Source organism: Sphingobacterium sp. UBA7625, assembly GCF_002484085.1.
GTDB classification, from domain to species: Bacteria; Bacteroidota; Bacteroidia; order Sphingobacteriales; family Sphingobacteriaceae; genus Sphingobacterium; species Sphingobacterium athyrii.
In genome coordinates this window covers 16954-36784 of sequence record NZ_DLJD01000003.1, presented here as the reverse complement: position 1 = coordinate 36784, position 19831 = coordinate 16954, and the positions used below count along the sequence as shown (strand labels likewise).

Sequence of the window (19831 nt, the reverse complement as noted above, 5' to 3'; positions counted from 1 at the left end):
TATTTTTGCACTGGGGTAGTACTATACTGCTAGCTGCATTCTTACTTCCGACATTTGGACTGTTTGACGACGATGTAATTTATAAAGACCTTTGGCTTTTTCCTTATATATTCATCGGCGGTACTATTCTTTCACTACCTACTTTGTTCGCTTATGTAGTAGTATTTTTTCTATTGGATCATTACAAAGTCAATAGAAAATGGGTAAAACCGATTTTGATTTCACTAACAGTAATTGGAATTTGCATAACATGCTTTCTATTGTCGAATACTTGGAACCTAAGATTTGCGTTGATGTATTCCGCTATCGCAATTTTTTGTGGGATAATATTTAAGGTTGAGAAAAAATGATATGTTCATCATCTGTTTGTGCAAGTAGATGCACCATATCAACTCTGAATCTTTCTTTATCAAAATCTTTCACCATTTTAGGTAAACGATCCAAATTGAATAAAGATTCTAATATTTTGGCTTTAACGATTTCCAAACTATGAAGATCAGTTCCTGAAACAAAATCTTCATACTCATCAGGCTCAATTACTATATTATCTATGAATAGTCTGTACATATGGTGTTGCTCGCCTGTAAATCTATTCTTAGTTGTCCTATCAGAAACATATAACGGCTTCTTCTTCTCGAAAAAATGTCCAAATCCTTCTGGAGCCAATACGCTGGTAAAACCTAGCGTATAGTTTAGAAGATCAGTACCATAATCCTTGTCTTTAAAACATTCTTTCAAATAGATCGAAAGATTCGTTAGGATATGGCTCTTACCTCCTGCCCTAGTGTCCATTGTTAAAGCGATACTAAAATGCATAGATAAGTTGGTTGATTTGTGACTCGCTGAAATTGCTCTCTTTCATTGTCCCTAATTTATAAAAAACTACATTTATTTGTGTAGCGGTTTTTAGGGAAGATTACAATAGCGCGGTAGAAAGTTTTTTCAAAACACTGGTGTAAGCCCAACGATTGCTTTTTATGAACTGCTATGGTATTTCCATACTTGATAATCGGTATAAAAAGAAGTTTGCCACTCCTTTTTATACTTTAAACAATATTCTTAAGACTTGGATTATGTTTTGTGTAATAATCTCCTACAATAAATTCTACTTTATTTAGTTCCGTTGGTAAATAGGAAGTAGTGTAGATTAATTGGTATGAATCTTTATTGTATTTAAGCGCTTCTTTGATAATTATCTCTTGGAAATTATGGGCGCGCTTGGGCTCAATTCCTTTATCTTCCATATTATCACAAAGAATAAATCTAGGATATCTCATATTTTCCATAACTAATGAACCAAAAAATATAGCATACCTTGCTGTAGTTTTTAAATAAAAATTTGAACTTGCAGAATATTTAGCATCCTTATCAGCTATAAAGGCGATATTATTACGGTAGTCAATATGGAATTCTTTAGCTGTAGTAAAGTCTTGTTGTCTATCCAAATCATTATTTAAAAGGTAAAGTGCTTTTTTCTCAATTGCTTTATTAATTGATTTTTTAGTTTTGTCCTGACGGTCTTCCTCCTTTTCAATAAAAACCTTTAAATATTCGCTCTCACTTTCCAAACTATTCTTTTTATCAATTAGCTCTTGATAAAGTTCAGCGTTTTCAAGCATAGTTCGTAATTGCAATATTTCTCCTTCAGCAAACCCTTTATCAACATACAAACTATCAATTTTCTCATCTCGTATAGACTTAACATCTTTTAAAGTACTATTGACCTGGATTTGAATTTGTTTAAGTTTAATTCTTTCTGATTCCAACTTTGCTGTGATCTCCAATAAATGTCTGTCCCTTTTAACCATTAGATTTTTGGACTCTTTAATTTGGAAACTTAATTCTTGTTCAATTTTTCTTGCCTGCGTTATTCCGGAACTTTGATCTACTGAAGTTTTACACAATTTACACAGTGAAGCATTTTCAGTAGCTTTTATATCGGATAAGCATTCTGGGCAATAATCCAAAGGAAAATCACCCAAAAACTCTCTAGTCAATATTGAATTTTTGATTGCTTTTATTTTCGATTCTAGAGTTTCAATAAAAAAATTGGAATCTTCAATATCTAATTTTAATTCACTAACCTCTGTTTCTAAGTTTGCGACAATATTCCTTTGGCTAATAGCCTCATCATTAAGTTTTTCAAAAGCAAGCTTTGTTTTCGCGGTATATTTAACAGTTCTATTCTTTTCCGTTAGCTCTAAAAGTTTCTCGTCAATCGCTTGAATTTCTACTTCTTTATTTTTTATTTGAGTTAATAAATGCGCTGGAAATAGGTTTATTTCATTTGTGACATACCTTTTTATAACTTTAATTTCTCTCTTTAATTCATCCAGCTCCTTATCGACATCAATTTTTCTAATTTTTGCATCATAAAGATCTTGGCTATAAACACCTAATAATAAATCTGATACCGTTTCTCTAATCAAAGAAGTATCAAATTGTTCATATAAATAAAGTGAGCTAGTTGGGGATTCTTGATCAACGTATAAAAGCCTTAAGATTTGGTGCATTGTAATGTTGCTATCAGTCTTTACAATTGGCAAGTCTAATTTCTCAAAAAAAACATTTGAAAAGCTTTTCTTTTCAGTGGTAGAATTATAATTAAATTTTTGCCATTCAGTTTTGACTTTACCCCGGCTTTCTTCCAGAGGTCCCCAATAAATAAAAATGGGCTCACTTGGATTTCCCTTATTTGTCTCGGGGTTGATGTTAATTTCTCTCTTTACGGTGAATGTGGCTTCATTCATAGTAACTTCAGCGACAACAATCCTACACCTCTTAGCTTCTTTAACCCAATCATTAAAATAGCCGCCCAATACATAAAAAATAAAATGAGATATAGTTGATTTACCACTACTATTGTCACCATGGATTATATTAACCCCATGATGAAATTTTTGATCATAGGCAATCTTATTTCCTTTAGTAATTATAATAAGCCTATTTAAAAATAAATTATTATGCATCATACTTGCTTTCTAATAATTGTGTTCGGTCTTTCAAACCGTCAACTCCATATAGTGACATGTAATAAAAATGTGAGGTCAAGAGACTTATTGCATTACTCTCCTTCACACTTAGAGGCTCAAATTTAGAAGAATATGTAGCTAAAATATCTTTAGACACAATAGTAACTTTATTCAAAGCTAAATAATCCTTATTTATTATTCCATATGATGCTAAACACTTCAAAGCACCAAGCTGAAATGGCTTTATTTTTTCAAAAATTTTCCTGGTGTCTAACAACAAATCATATGGATTATTTTCTTTCCTTATATGTGTTTTAATTAGCTCTTTAATATCATTTTCGGACCTCTTTAGTTTAATGGAGGATATTTTATCAGGAAAAAGTAAATAGAAATCCCAAATTCTTAGTCTCTCAGTTTCAACATATTCGTCACGTTTAAAGTGCGTTAATATTTGTAACATTCGATAAACCGAATGATAAAGATCAAATGCGGGGTGATAAATTATCATGACTTCCATCTTATGTGACATCTTCCAGTAAGAAAGTATATCATTCCATCAATATCTGTTGAGTTTAGTCCCATAACATCGTTGCATCCTTCTTCACTAATTATTTTCAATAACGGGTCATTAATTTCACAGGAAATCGTCCTTAAAATTTCACTTTCACTACATCCATTCCGAAACAAGGGATAAATCAAATTTCTAAATTTCTCAATTATTATTGCTAATAAATATGCATGAATATGTTGAGCAGGCTCATAAAATACATATTTAGTTAACTTTTTAGAGTACTCTTCTTTAAGCCATTCAGCATCGTCATATAAATGCCTTAAGTTACCATCAATAAGCTTCTGTTCTAATCCTATTTGATCGCGATCTAAAAGATAGCGCTGTAAGTCATCATGTACATCATCAATCCGATTATCTTCATTAAAAACCTCCCTTAACCTATCAAATAATTTGGATAGTTTAGTCTCCCTAGTATAGTTAGGAAAATAGTTGTTATTGGAATGATCATCTCCCGCAACTATTTTGCCTGAACCCTCAACGACATTACCCTTTTGAACAGGACCAAACATTATATATTTATTGACTTATCATCTCCACCAACAACTTTTCCAGATCCATTAATCGTAATGTTCTCTTGTTTAACATCGTTCGAACGTTTCTTTGAAATTTTAATTGCAATAAATGATGCTCCAATTAACGCAACTAGAACCGTAATAGCTGCAAGAATAATCTTGGTTGTATTTTCGTCAAAATTCATTTTATAAATCAATCAAGGTTAATAAAGTCCAAAAATACTCAATTTCATGAATAATCTACAATTATTTATCTTAATATTGGTACCAACTATAGGCATTAGTATGGTGCGGAATATGCAATAATCATGAAAGATCTCTACGCGGCTCCTTGTGTAATGAACCATTGTTTCCTTTCCGATATACCGGTATGGAACGCTATAATAACACTTCTCGGGAGAAAAGTATACGTAAGCCATCTTCTGTACTTTGGTCCATTTGTAATCTTTCAGTTCATATGTATCAGTGGGAAGGGCTTTGAGATATTCTCGTTCAATGCACTGGAAGAGCTCGATACGGCTCGATTCTTTTCGTTTGAACAATAGATTGTTATAACGCTCCAGTAGTACTTTAATTTCTCCATTGAGATCTTCCAGCGAGGAGAAAGTCATTTCATGTAATGGGTAATTGATACGCTGGTAGGCCAGATGCACCGCATTCTCGACCAGCGCCTTGTCCTGTGGAGAGTAACTACGCGTTGGGTTGATGACACAGTTATAATAACGGGCAAAGTCCTTGAAGCTACGATTGATGTCCGCTTCATATCTGCTCGATCTATTGACGGCAGACTTTAGATTGTCGGACACTATCGCTTTGGACTATCCACCATAAAAACGAAGTGACGCAGTGCAACAGGATATCATATCTTCGCGTTTCTGGCTCCTGCATGCCTGGATATAGGTGTACTGGCTGCACGGTATAGCCACAAATACTTCAGTATTCTCACTTTAACTAGCTATATTCAAAACAAAATAATTCCAAATTTACAAGTCGGAAATAAATACATTATATTAAGATTAAGTATATTTACATAAAAAATAATATCATGCCGAAAAAACCAATAAACAGATTGAAAGTAGTAGATGTAGAACAGGGCTGAAACAGTAAATGGCTAGACGAGCAACCTGACAAGAATGGAGCAACAGTTTGCCCGTTGGTGTACCAATGAAGTACAACCGAATTTGGATAAATTCTCGTAGATAGCTGTATTATTAGAAATTGATATCAAAGAATATTGAATTCGAACAAACAGATGAGCGTAATAAATTCTTACCAAGCAAAATATTTTGCTTTTGAGTTGTCGAAAAAAGCTACCGCAGATAGTCCCGAAAAATTTGGTGCGACATTGATGGATGCCAAGGTGGAATTGAATCCACACCAAGTCGAAGCGGCTTTATTTGCATTTAAGTCGCCATATTCTAAAGGGGCTATTCTAGCAGATGAAGTTGGATTGGGAAAAACCATAGAAGCTGGTATTCTACTTAGCCAAAAATGGGCAGAAGGAAAGAGAAAAATATTGATCATTTGCCCGTCTTCCTTAAGGAAACAATGGGCGAATGAAATAGAAGATAAGTTCTACCTAAGAACAGAAGTCCTCGATAACATCTCTTATAACAAAAAGTCAAAAGCTGGTATTAAGAATCCGTTTGATAATGAAGCGACCATCAAAATATGTAGCTATCAATTTGCCCGAAAAAGAGCAGGAGAAATCCGGTTGACGTCTTGGGATCTGGTGGTGTTGGACGAGGCGCATTATCTACGAAACGCGTATAAATATGGGAATGTAACGGCACAAACCATTCAAGACGCTATTCGAGATTATAAAAAGATACTGTTGACGGCTACCCCGTTGCAAAACAAGTTGGATGAGCTATTTGGCTTAGTATCTTTTATTGACCCCGAAATATTTGGAGACATCAAGTCGTTCCGACAAAACTATATTTTAGAGTCTGGAAGTAAAGATATTGACGGATTAAAAGATAGACTGGGCGATGTCGTGCATCGTACCTTGCGTAAAGATGTAAAGGAGTTTATCAATTACCGTGAACGTATCCCGATAACACAACAGTTTACGCCTACACTAGAAGAACAAGAGCTCTATGAAAAGGTATTGGACTATTTGAGACAAGAGGTAACCTATGCTTTTCCTCCGGCTCAGAAACACCTGATGCAGTCGGTTATCTTCAAATTGTTAGGCTCCTCTACTTTTGCCATTAGTCGTACATTGGAAGCATTGATCAAACGCTTACGTAATATTTTAAAAAACTCCAAAATCGTAGAAGATGATCTATATGAACTGTTTTTTGAGGAATATGAAAATCTGTATGATGAAATCGACGAAATCGACGAAGGAGGAACGAATGAGATAAATGAAATTACTATTGATGATAAGATAGCCATCGAGGCTAAAATTAAACAATTAGAAGAATTTTTATTACTTTCGACCAGTATTCAACATAACGAAAAAGGCGAAAAACTTTTAGTGGCTTTACACCGTGGTTTTGAAAAATTAAACGAGTTGGGTGCAAAAGAAAAGGCCCTGATTTTTACCGAATCCACGCGCACGCAACAATATCTTTTTGAACGCCTGTCCAAGGAGAAATATGCTGGGAGGATCTTGCTTTTCAATGGCAGTAATGCAGATCCCTTATCGAACCAGATTTACAGAGACTGGTTGGCGGACGACAAGAATGCCGGAAAGATTACTGGCTCCAAAGCCGTGGATATTCGTCAAGCTTTGGTCGATACGTTTAAGAATGATTGCTATGCTATTATGATCGCTACGGAAGCGGCAGCAGAAGGCATTAACCTACAGTTTTGCAGTATGATCGTCAACTACGACCTCCCCTGGAATCCTCAACGTGTGGAGCAACGGATCGGCCGATGCCATCGTTACGGTCAGGAGTACGACGTCGTAGTTGTCAATTTTTTAAATGCGTCAAATACGGTAGAAAAGCGAGTTTTTGAGTTGTTAGAACAAAAATTTAAGCTTTTTGAAGGTGTTTTTGGCTCCTCAGATGAGGTGCTGGGGAAAATAGAAAGTGGTGTGGATTTCGAAAAAAGAATTATAGAGATCTACGAAAAATGCCGTACCAAGGCAGAGATAGAAAGCTATTTTGCGAAGCTGCAAGCTGAATTTGAAGACCAGATAGACGAGAAAGTAAAGCATACCCAATCCAAACTTTTTGACCATTTTGAAGCAAGTGTAATCGAAAAACTTAAAATTACTCTGTCGGAAACCAAAGTATTTATTGAGAAGTTTGAAAAATGGCTTTGGGAGGTCACGCGCTATTACTTACACCACAAAGCACAATTCCTCTACGATGATTTCACGTTCGTCTTGGACAATGGCGAAAAATATACTCTGAATAAATTCCGTGAAGACGCGAAGCGTTTTCTGGTCCATGGATCGATAGCACAAAAACTTATTCAACAGGGAAAGAAGGAGTATACACCATTTACCCACCTTGGATTTGATCTCAGCTCATCTAAAGCAAGTTATAGCGACATCAATAATTTAAAATCCAAGTCGGGTATAATTAAAATCAGTAACCTTGAAGTTTCTTCGGAGATAGAAACACATAGTGTACTGCTTTTTTCGGGGGTAACTATGGCAAATGAACGTTTAAATGACGATATTTGTCGTTTTATTTTAGGCTTGCCTTCTTGGGTGGATGTTTCCAATAAAGGAAATCCCTTGTCTGTCGAAGACATCCATCTGGAAAATAAAAGCCAAAGATTAAAGCATCTTGAGGATACAGATGCTTTCTTGATGCAACGTGAATTCAAGAAATTTCACAATTGGGCAGATGACCGAATTGCTTTCCTGGAAGAAGAATTAAAAGAGGCCCGAAAAGTTGAAAAAGAAATAGACCGAGAAGCGATGCGCGAAGGTCTGTCTACCAGCGAAGCTTTGAAATTGCAAGAAGACTTGGCCAAGGCTAAACGAAAAGTAAGCAAACTGAAAAGGGAGATGTTTGATCGGGAGGATAAGATAAACGAAGAACGCGATCAAATGATCCAGGATGCCAAAAACAAATTAAACAGAACAATCACGGAAGAAGAGGTATTTACCATTTCTTTTGAACTGATATAACGACAAAAATGAGCAACTATAGCAAACTGCAAGACGTACTTAAAGAACTGTTTGAAATGGATAAGACGGATCTCGATTTTGGGATTTATCGCATAATAAACCAAAAACGAGATCAGGTGATGGACTTTATAGATCGGCAATTGCCTAAAGACATCAAATCAATACTGGCAACAGCACAATCCAAAGACGGCATCGATCTACAGTGCGAACTGGAAAGCATGGGCAAAGCGCTGGATGCCGCAGGTGTATCCCGTGAAACAGCTCCCAATTATATTGTTTTGAAGAGCAGGTTGGAAAATTCCATCGATACCAACGCGTTGGAACAGGAAGTATTCTCCCATTTGGCGAGTTTCTTCAAACGGTATTACAAGGAAGGAGATTTTATCTCCATGCGCCGCTACAAAAAAGATGTGTACGCCATTCCATACGAAGGCGAGGAAGTAAAACTGCACTGGGCAAACCACGATCAATACTACATCAAAACATCCGAATATTTAAAGAACTACGCCTTCAAATTGCGTGATGGAAAGAAAGTGTACTTTCAATTGAAAGAAGCCTCTACCGAGCAGAACAACAATAAAACACAAGGTGATGCCGAGCGTCGTTTTGCCATATACAAGGAGCAAGCACTGGAAGTAGTCAATGATGAACTATACATCAATTTTACCTACGAACCACATAAAAAGACGATCAAACAGGCCGAATTGGCAGAGCAAGCCTTGGAAGTAATACAGGCAAGCATACCGGCTGCGTTTGCATTGGCGTTTGACAAAGCACCTACGGAGAAAAAGAAGAATCGTACGCTTATCGAAAAGCATTTGGACGATTTTATTTCCCGAAATAGTTTTGATTACTTTATCCATAAGGATTTGGGCGCATTTCTACACCGTGAACTGGACTTTTATATAAAAAATGAGGTACTTTATATTGACGATATCAACACCGAAAACCCGACCTATTTCACAGCACAGCTGTCAAAAATTAAAGCTCTAAAAACGGTAGCCACAAAAATCATCGCTTTCTTGGCGCAAATAGAGAATTTCCAAAAGAAACTATGGCTCAAAAAGAAGTTTGTGGTCAGTACAAATTACTGTATCACCTTAGATCGTATCCCAGAGAAATATTATGCAGAGATCGAAGCTAACGAAGCTCAACTAAAGGAGTGGGAAGCATTATACGACGTCACGCTGAGCGGAGCCGACGCGTTGAAAAACGAACCTTTCCTTGTCTTGGATACCAAATTCTTTTCTGAAGAATTTAAAGACCGGCTGATAGGCGAATTTGATAATCTGGATGAGGAAATCAATGGTTTGTTAATGAATTCGGAAAATTTTCAGGCGTTGAATCTGCTTGAAGAAAAATACTCGGAGTCGATTAATTATAACTATATTGATCCTCCATATAATACAGATTCTGCACCAATATTATACAAAAATGATTATAAGAAGTCTTCTTGGCTTTCGCTACTCAATGATCGAATGCATTTTGCTAAACGGTTATTAAATCCCAAAGCCGTTAAAACAATAGCCATTGATGATACTGAGGTGTCAAGTTTAAGTATTTTATGTAATGATCTTTATTCAAATTACAGGCAATCAAGAGTCACTGTAATTCATAATCCTAAAGGATCGATAACAAAAGATTTCAATAGAGTACATGAATATGCAATTTTCCTGACACCAGAAGGTGAAAGTAAAGTAATTGAGCGAACATTAACTGAAAACGATAAGCCTCGAAAAATGAGAAGATGGGGTGAAAATTCACTTAGAATAGAAAGAAAATTGTCTTTTTACCCTATCATAATAGAAGACGGAAAGATCGTCGAAGTTGGAGAAGTTCCAAATGACGATTTTCATCCTAAAAGTAAAAATATTGTTTTACAAAATAATCGTATTGCGATTTACCCGATTGATCAGGAGGGGGTAGAAAGACGTTGGAATTTCGGGTTGGATTCAATTAATGAAAATTTAGATAGAATTGCAGTTATCAAGAAAGACGGAGAATACGATTTATTTGTGACACATGAGCAAAACGTACCTAAAACAGTTTGGAATGGGGGCGAATATGATGCTGGTAATTATGGCAATACATTATTGATTGGTATTTTAGGTCGAAAGATTTTTGATTTTCCCAAATCAATTAATTTAGTTACGAACTGCTTAAAGCTTACAACCAAAAGTATATCTGACGCCTTGATTCTCGACTACTTCGCCGGCTCTGGCACCACAGGCCACGCCACGATAAAACTCAACCGTGAAGACCAAGGTAAACGCAAATATATTTTAGTGGAGATGGGGACATATTTCAATACGGTTACCAAACCCCGCATCCAAAAAGTAATCTATTCGGACACCTGGAAAAATGGAAAACCACAGGATAAAAAGGGAATCTCACAGCTATTCAAATACCAAGTCTTAGAAAGCTATGAAGACACGCTGAACAATCTGAAAATTAAGAAATCGAATGAAGCTGCTTTATTGCAGTTTACTGAGGCAGCGCAGGAGGAGTTTTTGCTCCATTATATGCTGGATGTAGAGACGAAAGACCATTTGTTTGACGTGCAGTTGTTCCGCAATCCCTTCGATTACCGATTGAACGTGACGGAAAACAACGAGTTGGTACCGACTAAGGTCGATCTGGTCGAGACATTCAACTACCTGATCGGTATGTATGTCGATCGCGTACAGCGAGTCAATGACATCAAGCTGGTGGAAGGTAAAACTCGAACTGGAGAGAAAACGCTTATTATCTGGTGCAATCTAGATACTACCACGCAAGAAGAAATAGCGCGAGTATTCCGCAAGTTGTACGATGGGCTTCGCTCACAGCAGTTCGATCAGATCTACATCAATGGCGATCACCATTTTGAGAATTTCCGCACAGGCGAAGACAGGTTCAAAGTAAAACTGATTGAAGAAACCTTTTTCAAGCAGATGTTTAATATCTCAGAATTGTAAAGATTGAGCGAAAAATAAACTTATAAGTTGATTTAATGAAAATTGTCAATATATTTGCGTATCGATTATTTGCTTTCCATTATGAAGGAGAGCTGGATAATGAGTATGATCGATTGATGGATCTATGGTACAATGCAGAATATGTTTATGATTTTGTTAAGGCAAATAAAAACGATATTCCAGAAAATAAAAATGTAAAAAAGGTTTCAGAACAAATAATGGATGATGCGATCTTAATTGATGAGACATTAGTTGAAATAACTAAATCAGATGATAGATCATTGTCACAGTTTTTTAAACCGCTACACAATCAAGAATATAAAGTAAAAGTTTTGTCCTTACAAAAAGGAAGAGAATCATACCTTAGGATTTATGCTATTCGGATAGATGAAGATACTTTTGTAATAACAGGTGGGGCGATTAAGCTTCATCATCTCATGGAAGATAGAGAGCACACCAGAGAAGAATTAAGCAAATTGGACAGTGCAAAAGACTATTTAGAAAGTAAAGGCATTTTTGATGAAGATTCATTTTTTGAATTTTTAAACGAAGATTAAGATGACCAACAAAGAAAAATTTCTGGCTTTAGTTTCAAAAGAAGAAACTAAATCGGTAGAAAGAGCCAAAACGAGGCTTGCTTATAAAAGATATAGCAAGTTGTCTAATCTGATTGCTTTTGAGATTTTAGAGCGATTGGACGAATTGGGGTGGAAACAAAAAGATTTAGCTAAAAAAATGTCCGTATCTCCCCAGCAGGTAAATAAATGGGTGAAAGGAAATGAGAATTTCACTTTAGAAACTTTAGTGGGTTTAAGTGAAGTCTTGTGTGTGGAATTGATTGCTGTTGCCCCTAAGAAAGATCGAAAACTTGTGCAAGAGCTAAGGTTTACACATGCAGAAGAGTATTCTATTTCGATTACTCGAAAGCGCTTAGTGCCTCGTATCACGATGAACGAGAATACAGTTTATGAAAACCCGTACGCTATAGCTAATTAATATGAGTAAAAAGAACTTGCCGATTCGTTTTAAAATTGTAAAGGTAGAGGAAAATCAGTTTTCTGTCTTTGAAGATACGCTCGTGGTCGATGCCCCCATTCAGCAACAGATTGGATTTGGGTTCGGTATCGATATAGATAACAATGTGATTGCGGTATCTATGGAGTTTTTATTGAATAAGAATGACCTCCCCTTAATAAAACAAGAGATAACCTGTTATTTTGAAATTAAAGAAGAAGCGTTCAGTAGATTGCTACAAAAAGATAAATTGATTTTGCCTTGCGGCCTTGGGAAACATTTAGCCATGGTTGCTACTGGAACAGCAAGGGGAGTTTTGTATGCCAATACGAAGAATACTGAGTTCAATAAATTCCTGATTGGGCTAATCAATGTCGATAAAATGTTCAATGACGATATCGTTGTAGAAATCTAAATATATATGGCAAATTTCCACGATAAACTCGTATTGAATAAATACATGCTGTCTCTTTTTGGAATAGACAGTATCGGAAAGAAAATCATGGGCAAGAAGAATGGTAAGCTCTTAGAGATTTTTGCCGAATTAAAGTATTCGATCAACGAAGGTTTAACCGAAGAAGGCAATACAAAATACCTACAGGCAATGCTTAGCCATCTGTACGGTTCGGAATATTTAACGCCTACTATGCTACAAACCTATGATGAAAACATTGTTCGATATACCCGGCAAATATCAGAGAAACGCAGTGAGCTAATTACATGGAAGTATTTTCAGTATCTATCCCTATTGTTCACCGAAATTTATTTGGACAAATATTTCCAAAACAAAGTGAAGCTTTTGGCCGATCTGAATGAATATGTGGTTACATTCAATCAGAAGCAATATGAGGTAATCGCGAAGCTCGGGAGTAAGAAAGCGAAAGATACATTTCTTGCAAAGTCATTTGAACTGAAAGACTTGAACAAATTGGCATTTTGGAATGCGACTGGTTCAGGCAAGACGTTGATCATGCATGTGAACATCAAGCAGTATCTGCATTATGCCAATCAGTACAATCAGCATCATCAAAATAAAGTGCTGCTCATCACACCCAACGAAGGACTGTCCAAACAACACTTAGAGGAATTTAAACAATCGGACATCCGAGCCAACAGTTTTTCGAGGAATGATACGGCGATGTTTTCGGGCAAGCAAGTCGAGGTGTTGGAGATCACTAAATTAGCAGAGAACAGTGGTGACAAAACAGTAGCGGTGGATAGTTTTGAAACCGATAACTTGGTTTTGATTGATGAAGGTCATGGTGGGATGTCCGGCGATTCGTGGAAGCGTTTTCGGGATAAATTGAGCGAGACCGGATTTGCTTTTGAATATTCGGCCACGTTTGGCCAGGCTATAAATGCAGCATCGGGAACGAAGAAAAGTGAATTTACCCAAGAATATGCCAAAAGCATCTTGTTTGACTATTCTTACAAATACTTTTATGAAGACGGCTATGGGAAGGATTACCGCATTCTGAACCTCAAACAGGATGATGAAACGTATAGAAAGCTATATCTTACAGCTAATCTGGTTTCTTTCTTTCAACAGCAGCTATTGTTCAAAGAGCAAAAAAGTAATCTACGGGATTTTCTATTGCACAAGCCGCTTTGGGTTTTTGTAGGTGGTAAAGTCAATGCCGTCCGCAGAGAAGGAGGAAAAGATGTGTCTGATGTACTGGAGATCATCTATTTCCTAACGGATTTTCTCAAGCATCCAACAGAATCGATTGAAAACATTGATGCAGTTATCCACAATAAAGCCGGATTGGTAGACAAGAATGGCTATTCCATTTTTGAAACGTCATTTAGTTATTTGATTGGTCAAAACTTGGATGCAGCGACTATTTTTACCCAGATAAACACCTTGGTTTTTAACAACACAACCATTGGTGCGAATCTGTATCTAGACAATCTGAAAGGTGCTGATGGCGAGTTGGGGCTTCGTGTGGGAGATAGCGATTACTTTGGTGTGATCAATGTCGGCGACGAAAAGAGCTTATATCAGCTTGCTATAAATAATCATGTAGTAGGTGCAGAGAAAGATTTTTCGGAATCCTTATTCAAGCAAATAAACGAAGATTCGTCCACCATTAATTTATTGATTGGTTCAAAAAAATTCTCCGAAGGTTGGTCGTCTTGGCGTGTTTCTTCTTTGGGCTTGATGAATGTCGGGAAAAGTGAGGGTTCACAGATTATTCAATTGTTCGGACGGGGTGTGCGGCTAAAAGGGTATGATTTTTCGTTGAAACGTTCTACCAGTTTGGATGACTATCAAAAACCAAACAATATAAAGGAACTCAGGTCTTTACTCCGTCATTTGGAGACTTTACAGATTTTCGGTGTTAAAGCCGACTATATGGAACAATTCAAACAGTTTTTGGAAGAGGAAGGTTTACCGGTCAACGATTCGTCATGGATAACGATCAAGGTCCCAACAGTCCAAAAAGAAATCGTCCAGCAGAATAAACTGAAGCTGATCACGGTTAAAGACTCAGAAAATTTCAAGAAGCAAGTCATCCTTCCATTGGAATACAAGGAGCAATTGTTTAACGGGAAACTGGTGGAGATCGATTGGTATCCTAAGATTGATGTCTTGGAGAAAAGGACGTCTAAAATAGCTATATCGAAGTATCAAGGATATTTAAATGAAAGTCATTTGTCCATGCTGGACTGGAATGCCATTTACCTGAATATTCAGAACTTTAAATCAGACAAGGGCTATTACAATTTGGCAGTTGACTTAGCTCCATTGAAGACGATATTGAAAGAAAACGCTTGGTACAAGCTCTATATACCGGAGTCTAAATTAGGTTTTAGCCAATATAGCCATGTCCTAATTTGGCAAGAACTAGCAATCACATTATTGAAAAAGTATATTGAGCAATTTTACTTGTTCTACAAGAATCAATTTCATTCAGATCATGTTGAGGCTGTTTTGTTGAATGGTACGGATGATAATTTTGTATTGGAATATGATTTTCGGTTGAATACCGAAGAGGATATTGAGCAATACAAGAATAAAGTCGAGGAATTGAAAAGTACGGTATTAGAACCGGCATTTTCAAGCATACAAATTGCGACGGAGGCGAGTGCATTTGATAACCTATTGCATTTGTACAAACCACTGGTGTATGTCGGTAAAAATTATCAGAATCAAATTCAAGTATCTCCAATAGCATTAGACGCATCGGAGAAGCAGTTTTTGGACGATTTGGTGGATTTCATCGCGAAGAATTCCAGCATAATGAATGAGGCAGAAATTCATGTGTTGCGCAATCAAAGTAAAAAGGGGTTGGGTTTCTTTACAGATGGAAATAACTTTTATCCTGATTTTATTCTTTGGGTGATCAGGGGTGACAAACAGCGGATCAAGTTCATAGATCCTAAGGGAATTCGTAACTCTAGGGGAATCAGCGACCCGAAAATACAGTTCCATAAAGTATTGAAAGAGAAAATTCAACCACAGGTTGCAAATGCTGAGATTGAGCTTGATTCATTTATTGTCTCAAATACATCGTTTCTGGAGGTACAATGGAAAGATACATTGGGTATTGAAGATTTTAACAAAGCGCATGTTTATTTCCAAAAGGAAAATGCAAATAGTTATATAGCGAGTATATTGCTGTAAAAAATTAGTGGGCAGTAATCGTTGAGTTCTACGTTTTCTGTTTTTTGCTGGAATTGCGGGGTAACCCAAAACATTTTAGTTTAGGTAATTTCTAATATCAAAGGAATCCCTGGAATAAAGTTACTAGATAGGAGAACAAATCCCAATACTAGAACTGATACCCATGAAGGAATCTTGAGCTTCTGTTGTTTAGTGGTGTTTATCATCATGTCGCAATATAGGTATAATATTGAACTACCCAGATAGAGGAGCGACAAAATTAGGTTTACCTAACTGAGTCGATATATGCATGTAGAGCTCTATCGGAATGCTCCACCGGGGCTGCCCACTTTTATTATTTTTTGTATGAAAGAGAAAAAGAAGAAAGATTGGTTTAAATTGAAGCGATACCCACATATAGGTTTTCCATTAACAATGTCGGACCGCTCTTGGGTGCTAAACTACATTCAAACCAAAACATCTACACACTCTTTCTTACCTTTTATCCATAGAACTTCAAAAGTTCGGAGGTTTCGTAAGCAATATTGTGAGAATACGGGCATAGTCCTAAATGAAGGATTACGCGTTGCTAGTGTTAAGCCGCGGGAGTTATATTATGCAAGTCATTTGGATTCCGCAATATATAGTTATTATACACAGGAGATAAATGACCGATACGAACGATTCCTTTCAACAGCTTCTTTTCAAGAAACTGTATTAGCCTATCGTCAAATACCGGTTAACTCTTCTAGGGGACTCACACAAGTTAATAAATGTACCATTGACTTTGCAAAAGAAGTATTTGATTATATTGTCCATTTCGATCATGATCAATTTGTTGTTATGACATTTGATGTATCGAGTTTTTTTGATAATCTAAACCACAAGCTATTGCTCAAAGAATGGTGTAAACTATTAAACGTTGATAAACTCGCCCCTGCTCATTTTAATATATACAAAAGTGTAACTCGTTTTAATTATGTAGAACTAGTTGAGTTGTTCACAAGATACCAAGATCAAATAATTACAGAAAAAAATAATAATGTTGGTAAGACATTAGGACGTCGATCTAAGCGAGTCTCTGCGATAAAATACTTACGGAATCAAAATGCTGTATCATTTTGTTCAAGTCAGGATTTTTTTAAAAACAGTAAAGATTTGATAAAAAGTAAGCGTTATCAAGTTAATGACGATGGCAAGTTTAAATTAAATGAAAAGGGCGAAAAGATTGTTCGAAATTTTGGTATCCCGCAAGGTACCCCGATAAGTGCCTTATTGTCGAACATATATATGATACCGTTTGATGAAACAATTTCGACGTTAATTGGTGTTAATGGTTTATATCGACGTTATTGTGATGATATTATTATTGTGTGCTCTAGAGATAAATACGTTGATATTAGAAATAATGTATATGAAGCAATCAAAGAACGTAAATTAGAAATACAAGAAAAAAAGACGCAAACCTTTCATTTGCACAGGGAAACAGGTGGTATTTCCTTAGGTCAGGAGTTTTCCGAAGACATAAATTATAATAAGAAGCTGACCTATTTAGGATTTGAATTTGATGGCCGTACGGTTCGATTAAAAAGTGCTAGTCTTTCTAGCTATTACAGGAAACTGAAACGGGGCACGAGAAGAGGAAAACACTATGCTTCTAAATTATACAATGGTGTGCCCCAAGAATTATTTAAAAACAGGTTGTATAAGCGTTATAGCCATTTGGGTGCAAAACGGACAAGACTTTATATTCGAGATAAATCCAATCCTGAGAAATTTATTCCAACGGAACGTTATAATTGGGGAAACTTTTTGTCTTATGTATATAAAGCTGATAGTATATTTAAAGAGGCAAAAATTAGAACGCAGGTTAAGCGACACTGGACTGTGCTCAACAAACTTATAATGTCTTAGGTAACTTTTTGATTACTGTAACAAATAAAAGAGAACGTAGCGTGTTAAACGTTCAAGACCTTTTGTAAATGGTAAATAACAATGCAGCATAACTGGCAATTTGGAATGAAGCACCTTTGGCGCTTTTTATAGATTGCTAGGAGGCGGTATTATTGGATCAACTGGAGTATTAGCACATATCCTATAAATTCTGTGATGGGTATCCGCATCGGAATGGGCAACGCGTTCTTCCCTACCCCTCACCCTAGATGATAGCGCAGTTATACCAAATTGTTATATTTCAATTGTATTTAATCAGTTTTAAAATTATCCACGTCATACAATGCGACTATTTTATGTTTTATTTGCGGAGGCAAGGAGTTATCTGTAATTTTCTCGTCAAGACTGCGCTGGTGTCAAAATTATTTTTTTCACCGATAGCATTAAAAGTTTCGGTGAACCGATTGATATTGGTCAACAATTTAGAAACCTGATTGATCTCAAAAGATTGACTTAAATAGGGATAAAACACATGTAGCTTATTGGGAAAGCTCAACTACTGGCTCGTATTCAGTTTACGAAAGCTCATCGAATTGATACGGTCAATCCGCCCCGTACGCTGCTCCATGTCACTTGGATTCCAGGCTACTCCATAGTGGTATATATTCTGACAATAGGTATGTAGATCCTCTCCTTCTCTCAAAATATCAGTGGCAACCAATGCATAGGGAAATCCGGGCATGCGAAATTGGGCCGCGACAAGACTGCGGTTGCGCCTACTCTGACCACTGATACCGATAACAGGGCTCAATGAACGCATCATGATATTAATTTCTTGTTCAGACTTATTTCTAAAATTAACATTTAATAGCAACCTAAAATCCTTAAGTAATTTTTGATTATATATTTTAACGGAAAACCGTAAAATTTCAATGTATAAAAAGTTGGGAGTATATACTGGAAGGCTCTCGATACACTGTTCTTGACTATAATACGTGCGCTATCCAATAATTTGGTTAGTGGAAATATTACTCAACCCAATATTTATTTCAGATTATACTCGCACACATAGGTTAGACATTAAAATCGTCTACATCTCAAATTCTATATTAGGAAAATCATTTCTAACATCCTTACCAAAGGGGATAAGCAGAGAAACAGGTAGATTTTTAATCAGATGATATTTTTCAATTAATTTTTCGTCTATCCAGATTTTTCCCAACGGAGAATATGCATTAATGATAAAAAGAGCAATAGAATGATTTGAAAATTGGCCCCTGATATTTTTCGCATAATTATATCGTTCAAAAAAGTAAAGAGTAGGAAATTCATCTATATAGGTTATCGTTTGATACAAATGACGATAATAATGGCCTAAATCAGATTGATGGCCATCTAAAATACATTTTAATTTATACTCAGAGCTCCTCTCTCTAACACTAAAAGTATATCCTAAAACATTAATCTTTCTAGAAAAATTGTGTTCAGTATACTTTGACTTTAAATCTGTTAAATAATTAATAACTTCATCAACCTCATTGTTAAAGTTAGGATATTTTTTTTGAATATACTCTCTAACAATTGGAGTTGACGTCCTACCTAATCCGAAAAAAACAAATAGATATGACCATTCAAGTCTATAAGCTTGATATGAATTCGTATTTGAAGGAAAATTTGTATAAACATAATTTAACTCTTTTAAGATGTCAATAAACGCGTCATGGCCTCTCTTACCTCGTGTTTCTATCTGTTGTATATTCTCTCTATGAATTTTAAGGTATTCAAAGAAATTAGTTCTGAAATTCTGCTTTTTACTTTCTCTAAGTTGGAACAACAAGGTAAACACTACTCCAAAAGCAGTCACTATTCCAATTATCAAATTGGCATTCTGGCTTAGTATTTCCGCACTATCTTTAATAGAATCAGCAAATTTTTCCGAAAGTGGGAATTTAATCACGTCTTTGGGTGATAAAGATTTAGTTTGGCCCTCAGTGTTACTTAGATATCCCCAGTGGACTCTGAAATATATAAAAAAAACAAACAAGAAAAATAGTACACCAATAAAACTATAAAATATGATAAGATGGTTATGAAAAACATAATGTAGGTCCTTAATTATTTTGTCTTTTTTTTTCATAAAATCATTATTATATTACTGGAATTATTGATAGCCTAGAATAAAGTTTATATTTCGAAATTAAGATATTAT

The 19831-nt window shown here is 35.9% G+C and carries 15 protein-coding genes; 7 read left to right on the top strand and 8 right to left on the bottom strand.

The window, feature by feature from the left end:
• Nucleotides 1-330 precede the first annotated feature (330 nt).
• From B4G94_RS00280 to B4G94_RS00255, 6 genes are all read right to left on the bottom strand, one after another.
• On the bottom strand, nucleotides 331-792 hold the full coding sequence (locus B4G94_RS00280; protein WP_286856455.1) for a hypothetical protein: 462 nt from the start codon (nucleotides 790-792) through the stop codon (nucleotides 331-333).
• 254 nt (nucleotides 793-1046) lie between these two features.
• A complete protein-coding gene (locus B4G94_RS00275) occupies nucleotides 1047-2972 on the bottom strand; it encodes an AAA family ATPase (protein WP_286856453.1) in 1926 nt (641 codons plus the stop codon).
• Nucleotides 2962-3489 carry an ABC-three component system middle component 5 gene (locus tag B4G94_RS00270; RefSeq protein ID WP_286856452.1) on the bottom strand — a complete coding sequence of 176 codons (528 nt, stop codon included), beginning with the start codon at nucleotides 3487-3489 and terminating at the stop codon, nucleotides 2962-2964. Before B4G94_RS00270 ends, B4G94_RS00275 begins: the two co-directional genes overlap by 11 nt.
• Nucleotides 3477-4052: an ABC-three component system protein gene (locus B4G94_RS00265; RefSeq protein ID WP_286856449.1), complete on the bottom strand. Its 576-nt coding sequence runs from the start codon at nucleotides 4050-4052 to the stop codon at nucleotides 3477-3479. The genes B4G94_RS00270 and B4G94_RS00265 overlap by 13 nt, the downstream gene beginning before the upstream one ends.
• Complete coding sequence (locus B4G94_RS00260; RefSeq protein WP_286856448.1) at nucleotides 4052-4240, bottom strand: hypothetical protein; 189 nt, start codon at nucleotides 4238-4240, stop codon at nucleotides 4052-4054. The genes B4G94_RS00265 and B4G94_RS00260 overlap by 1 nt, the downstream gene beginning before the upstream one ends.
• Before the next feature lie 18 nt (nucleotides 4241-4258).
• Nucleotides 4259-4861: a Mu transposase domain-containing protein gene (locus B4G94_RS00255; protein ID WP_286856447.1), complete on the bottom strand. Its 603-nt coding sequence runs from the start codon at nucleotides 4859-4861 to the stop codon at nucleotides 4259-4261.
• Nucleotides 4862-5307: 446 nt separating this feature from the next.
• Here B4G94_RS00255 and B4G94_RS00250 point away from each other — a divergent pair, with 446 nt between their 5' ends.
• The 7 genes from B4G94_RS00250 (at nucleotide 5308) to B4G94_RS00220 (ending at nucleotide 17643) form a co-directional block, all read left to right on the top strand.
• Nucleotides 5308-8151 carry an SNF2-related protein gene (locus tag B4G94_RS00250; protein ID WP_286856446.1) on the top strand — a complete coding sequence of 948 codons (2844 nt, stop codon included), beginning with the start codon at nucleotides 5308-5310 and terminating at the stop codon, nucleotides 8149-8151.
• Between the two features lie 8 nt (nucleotides 8152-8159).
• Nucleotides 8160-11108, top strand: coding sequence for a DNA methyltransferase (locus B4G94_RS00245; protein WP_286856445.1), 2949 nt, complete (start codon nucleotides 8160-8162; stop codon nucleotides 11106-11108).
• Nucleotides 11109-11143: 35 nt separating this feature from the next.
• Complete coding sequence (locus tag B4G94_RS00240; protein WP_286856444.1) at nucleotides 11144-11665, top strand: hypothetical protein; 522 nt, start codon at nucleotides 11144-11146, stop codon at nucleotides 11663-11665.
• Nucleotide 11666: 1 nt separating this feature from the next.
• Nucleotides 11667-12104, top strand: a complete 438-nt coding sequence (locus B4G94_RS00235) for a helix-turn-helix transcriptional regulator (RefSeq protein ID WP_286856442.1) — start codon at nucleotides 11667-11669, stop codon at nucleotides 12102-12104.
• A gap of 1 nt (nucleotide 12105) precedes the next feature.
• Nucleotides 12106-12537: a hypothetical protein gene (locus B4G94_RS00230; protein ID WP_286856440.1), complete on the top strand. Its 432-nt coding sequence runs from the start codon at nucleotides 12106-12108 to the stop codon at nucleotides 12535-12537.
• A 6-nt stretch (nucleotides 12538-12543) separates the two neighbouring features.
• Complete coding sequence (locus B4G94_RS00225) at nucleotides 12544-15750, top strand: DEAD/DEAH box helicase family protein (protein ID WP_286856439.1); 3207 nt, start codon at nucleotides 12544-12546, stop codon at nucleotides 15748-15750.
• Nucleotides 15751-16095: 345 nt separating this feature from the next.
• Nucleotides 16096-17643 (top strand): reverse transcriptase domain-containing protein, encoded by a 1548-nt coding sequence (locus tag B4G94_RS00220; RefSeq protein WP_286856437.1) that lies wholly within the window; start codon nucleotides 16096-16098, stop codon nucleotides 17641-17643.
• A 535-nt stretch (nucleotides 17644-18178) separates the two neighbouring features.
• Here B4G94_RS00220 and B4G94_RS00215 read toward each other — a convergent pair.
• Nucleotides 18179-18496 (bottom strand): C-terminal helicase domain-containing protein, encoded by a 318-nt coding sequence (locus B4G94_RS00215; protein WP_286856436.1) that lies wholly within the window; start codon nucleotides 18494-18496, stop codon nucleotides 18179-18181.
• A gap of 216 nt (nucleotides 18497-18712) precedes the next feature.
• Complete coding sequence (locus B4G94_RS00210) at nucleotides 18713-19759, bottom strand: putative phage abortive infection protein (protein WP_286856435.1); 1047 nt, start codon at nucleotides 19757-19759, stop codon at nucleotides 18713-18715.
• Nucleotides 19760-19831: the final 72 nt, after the last annotated feature.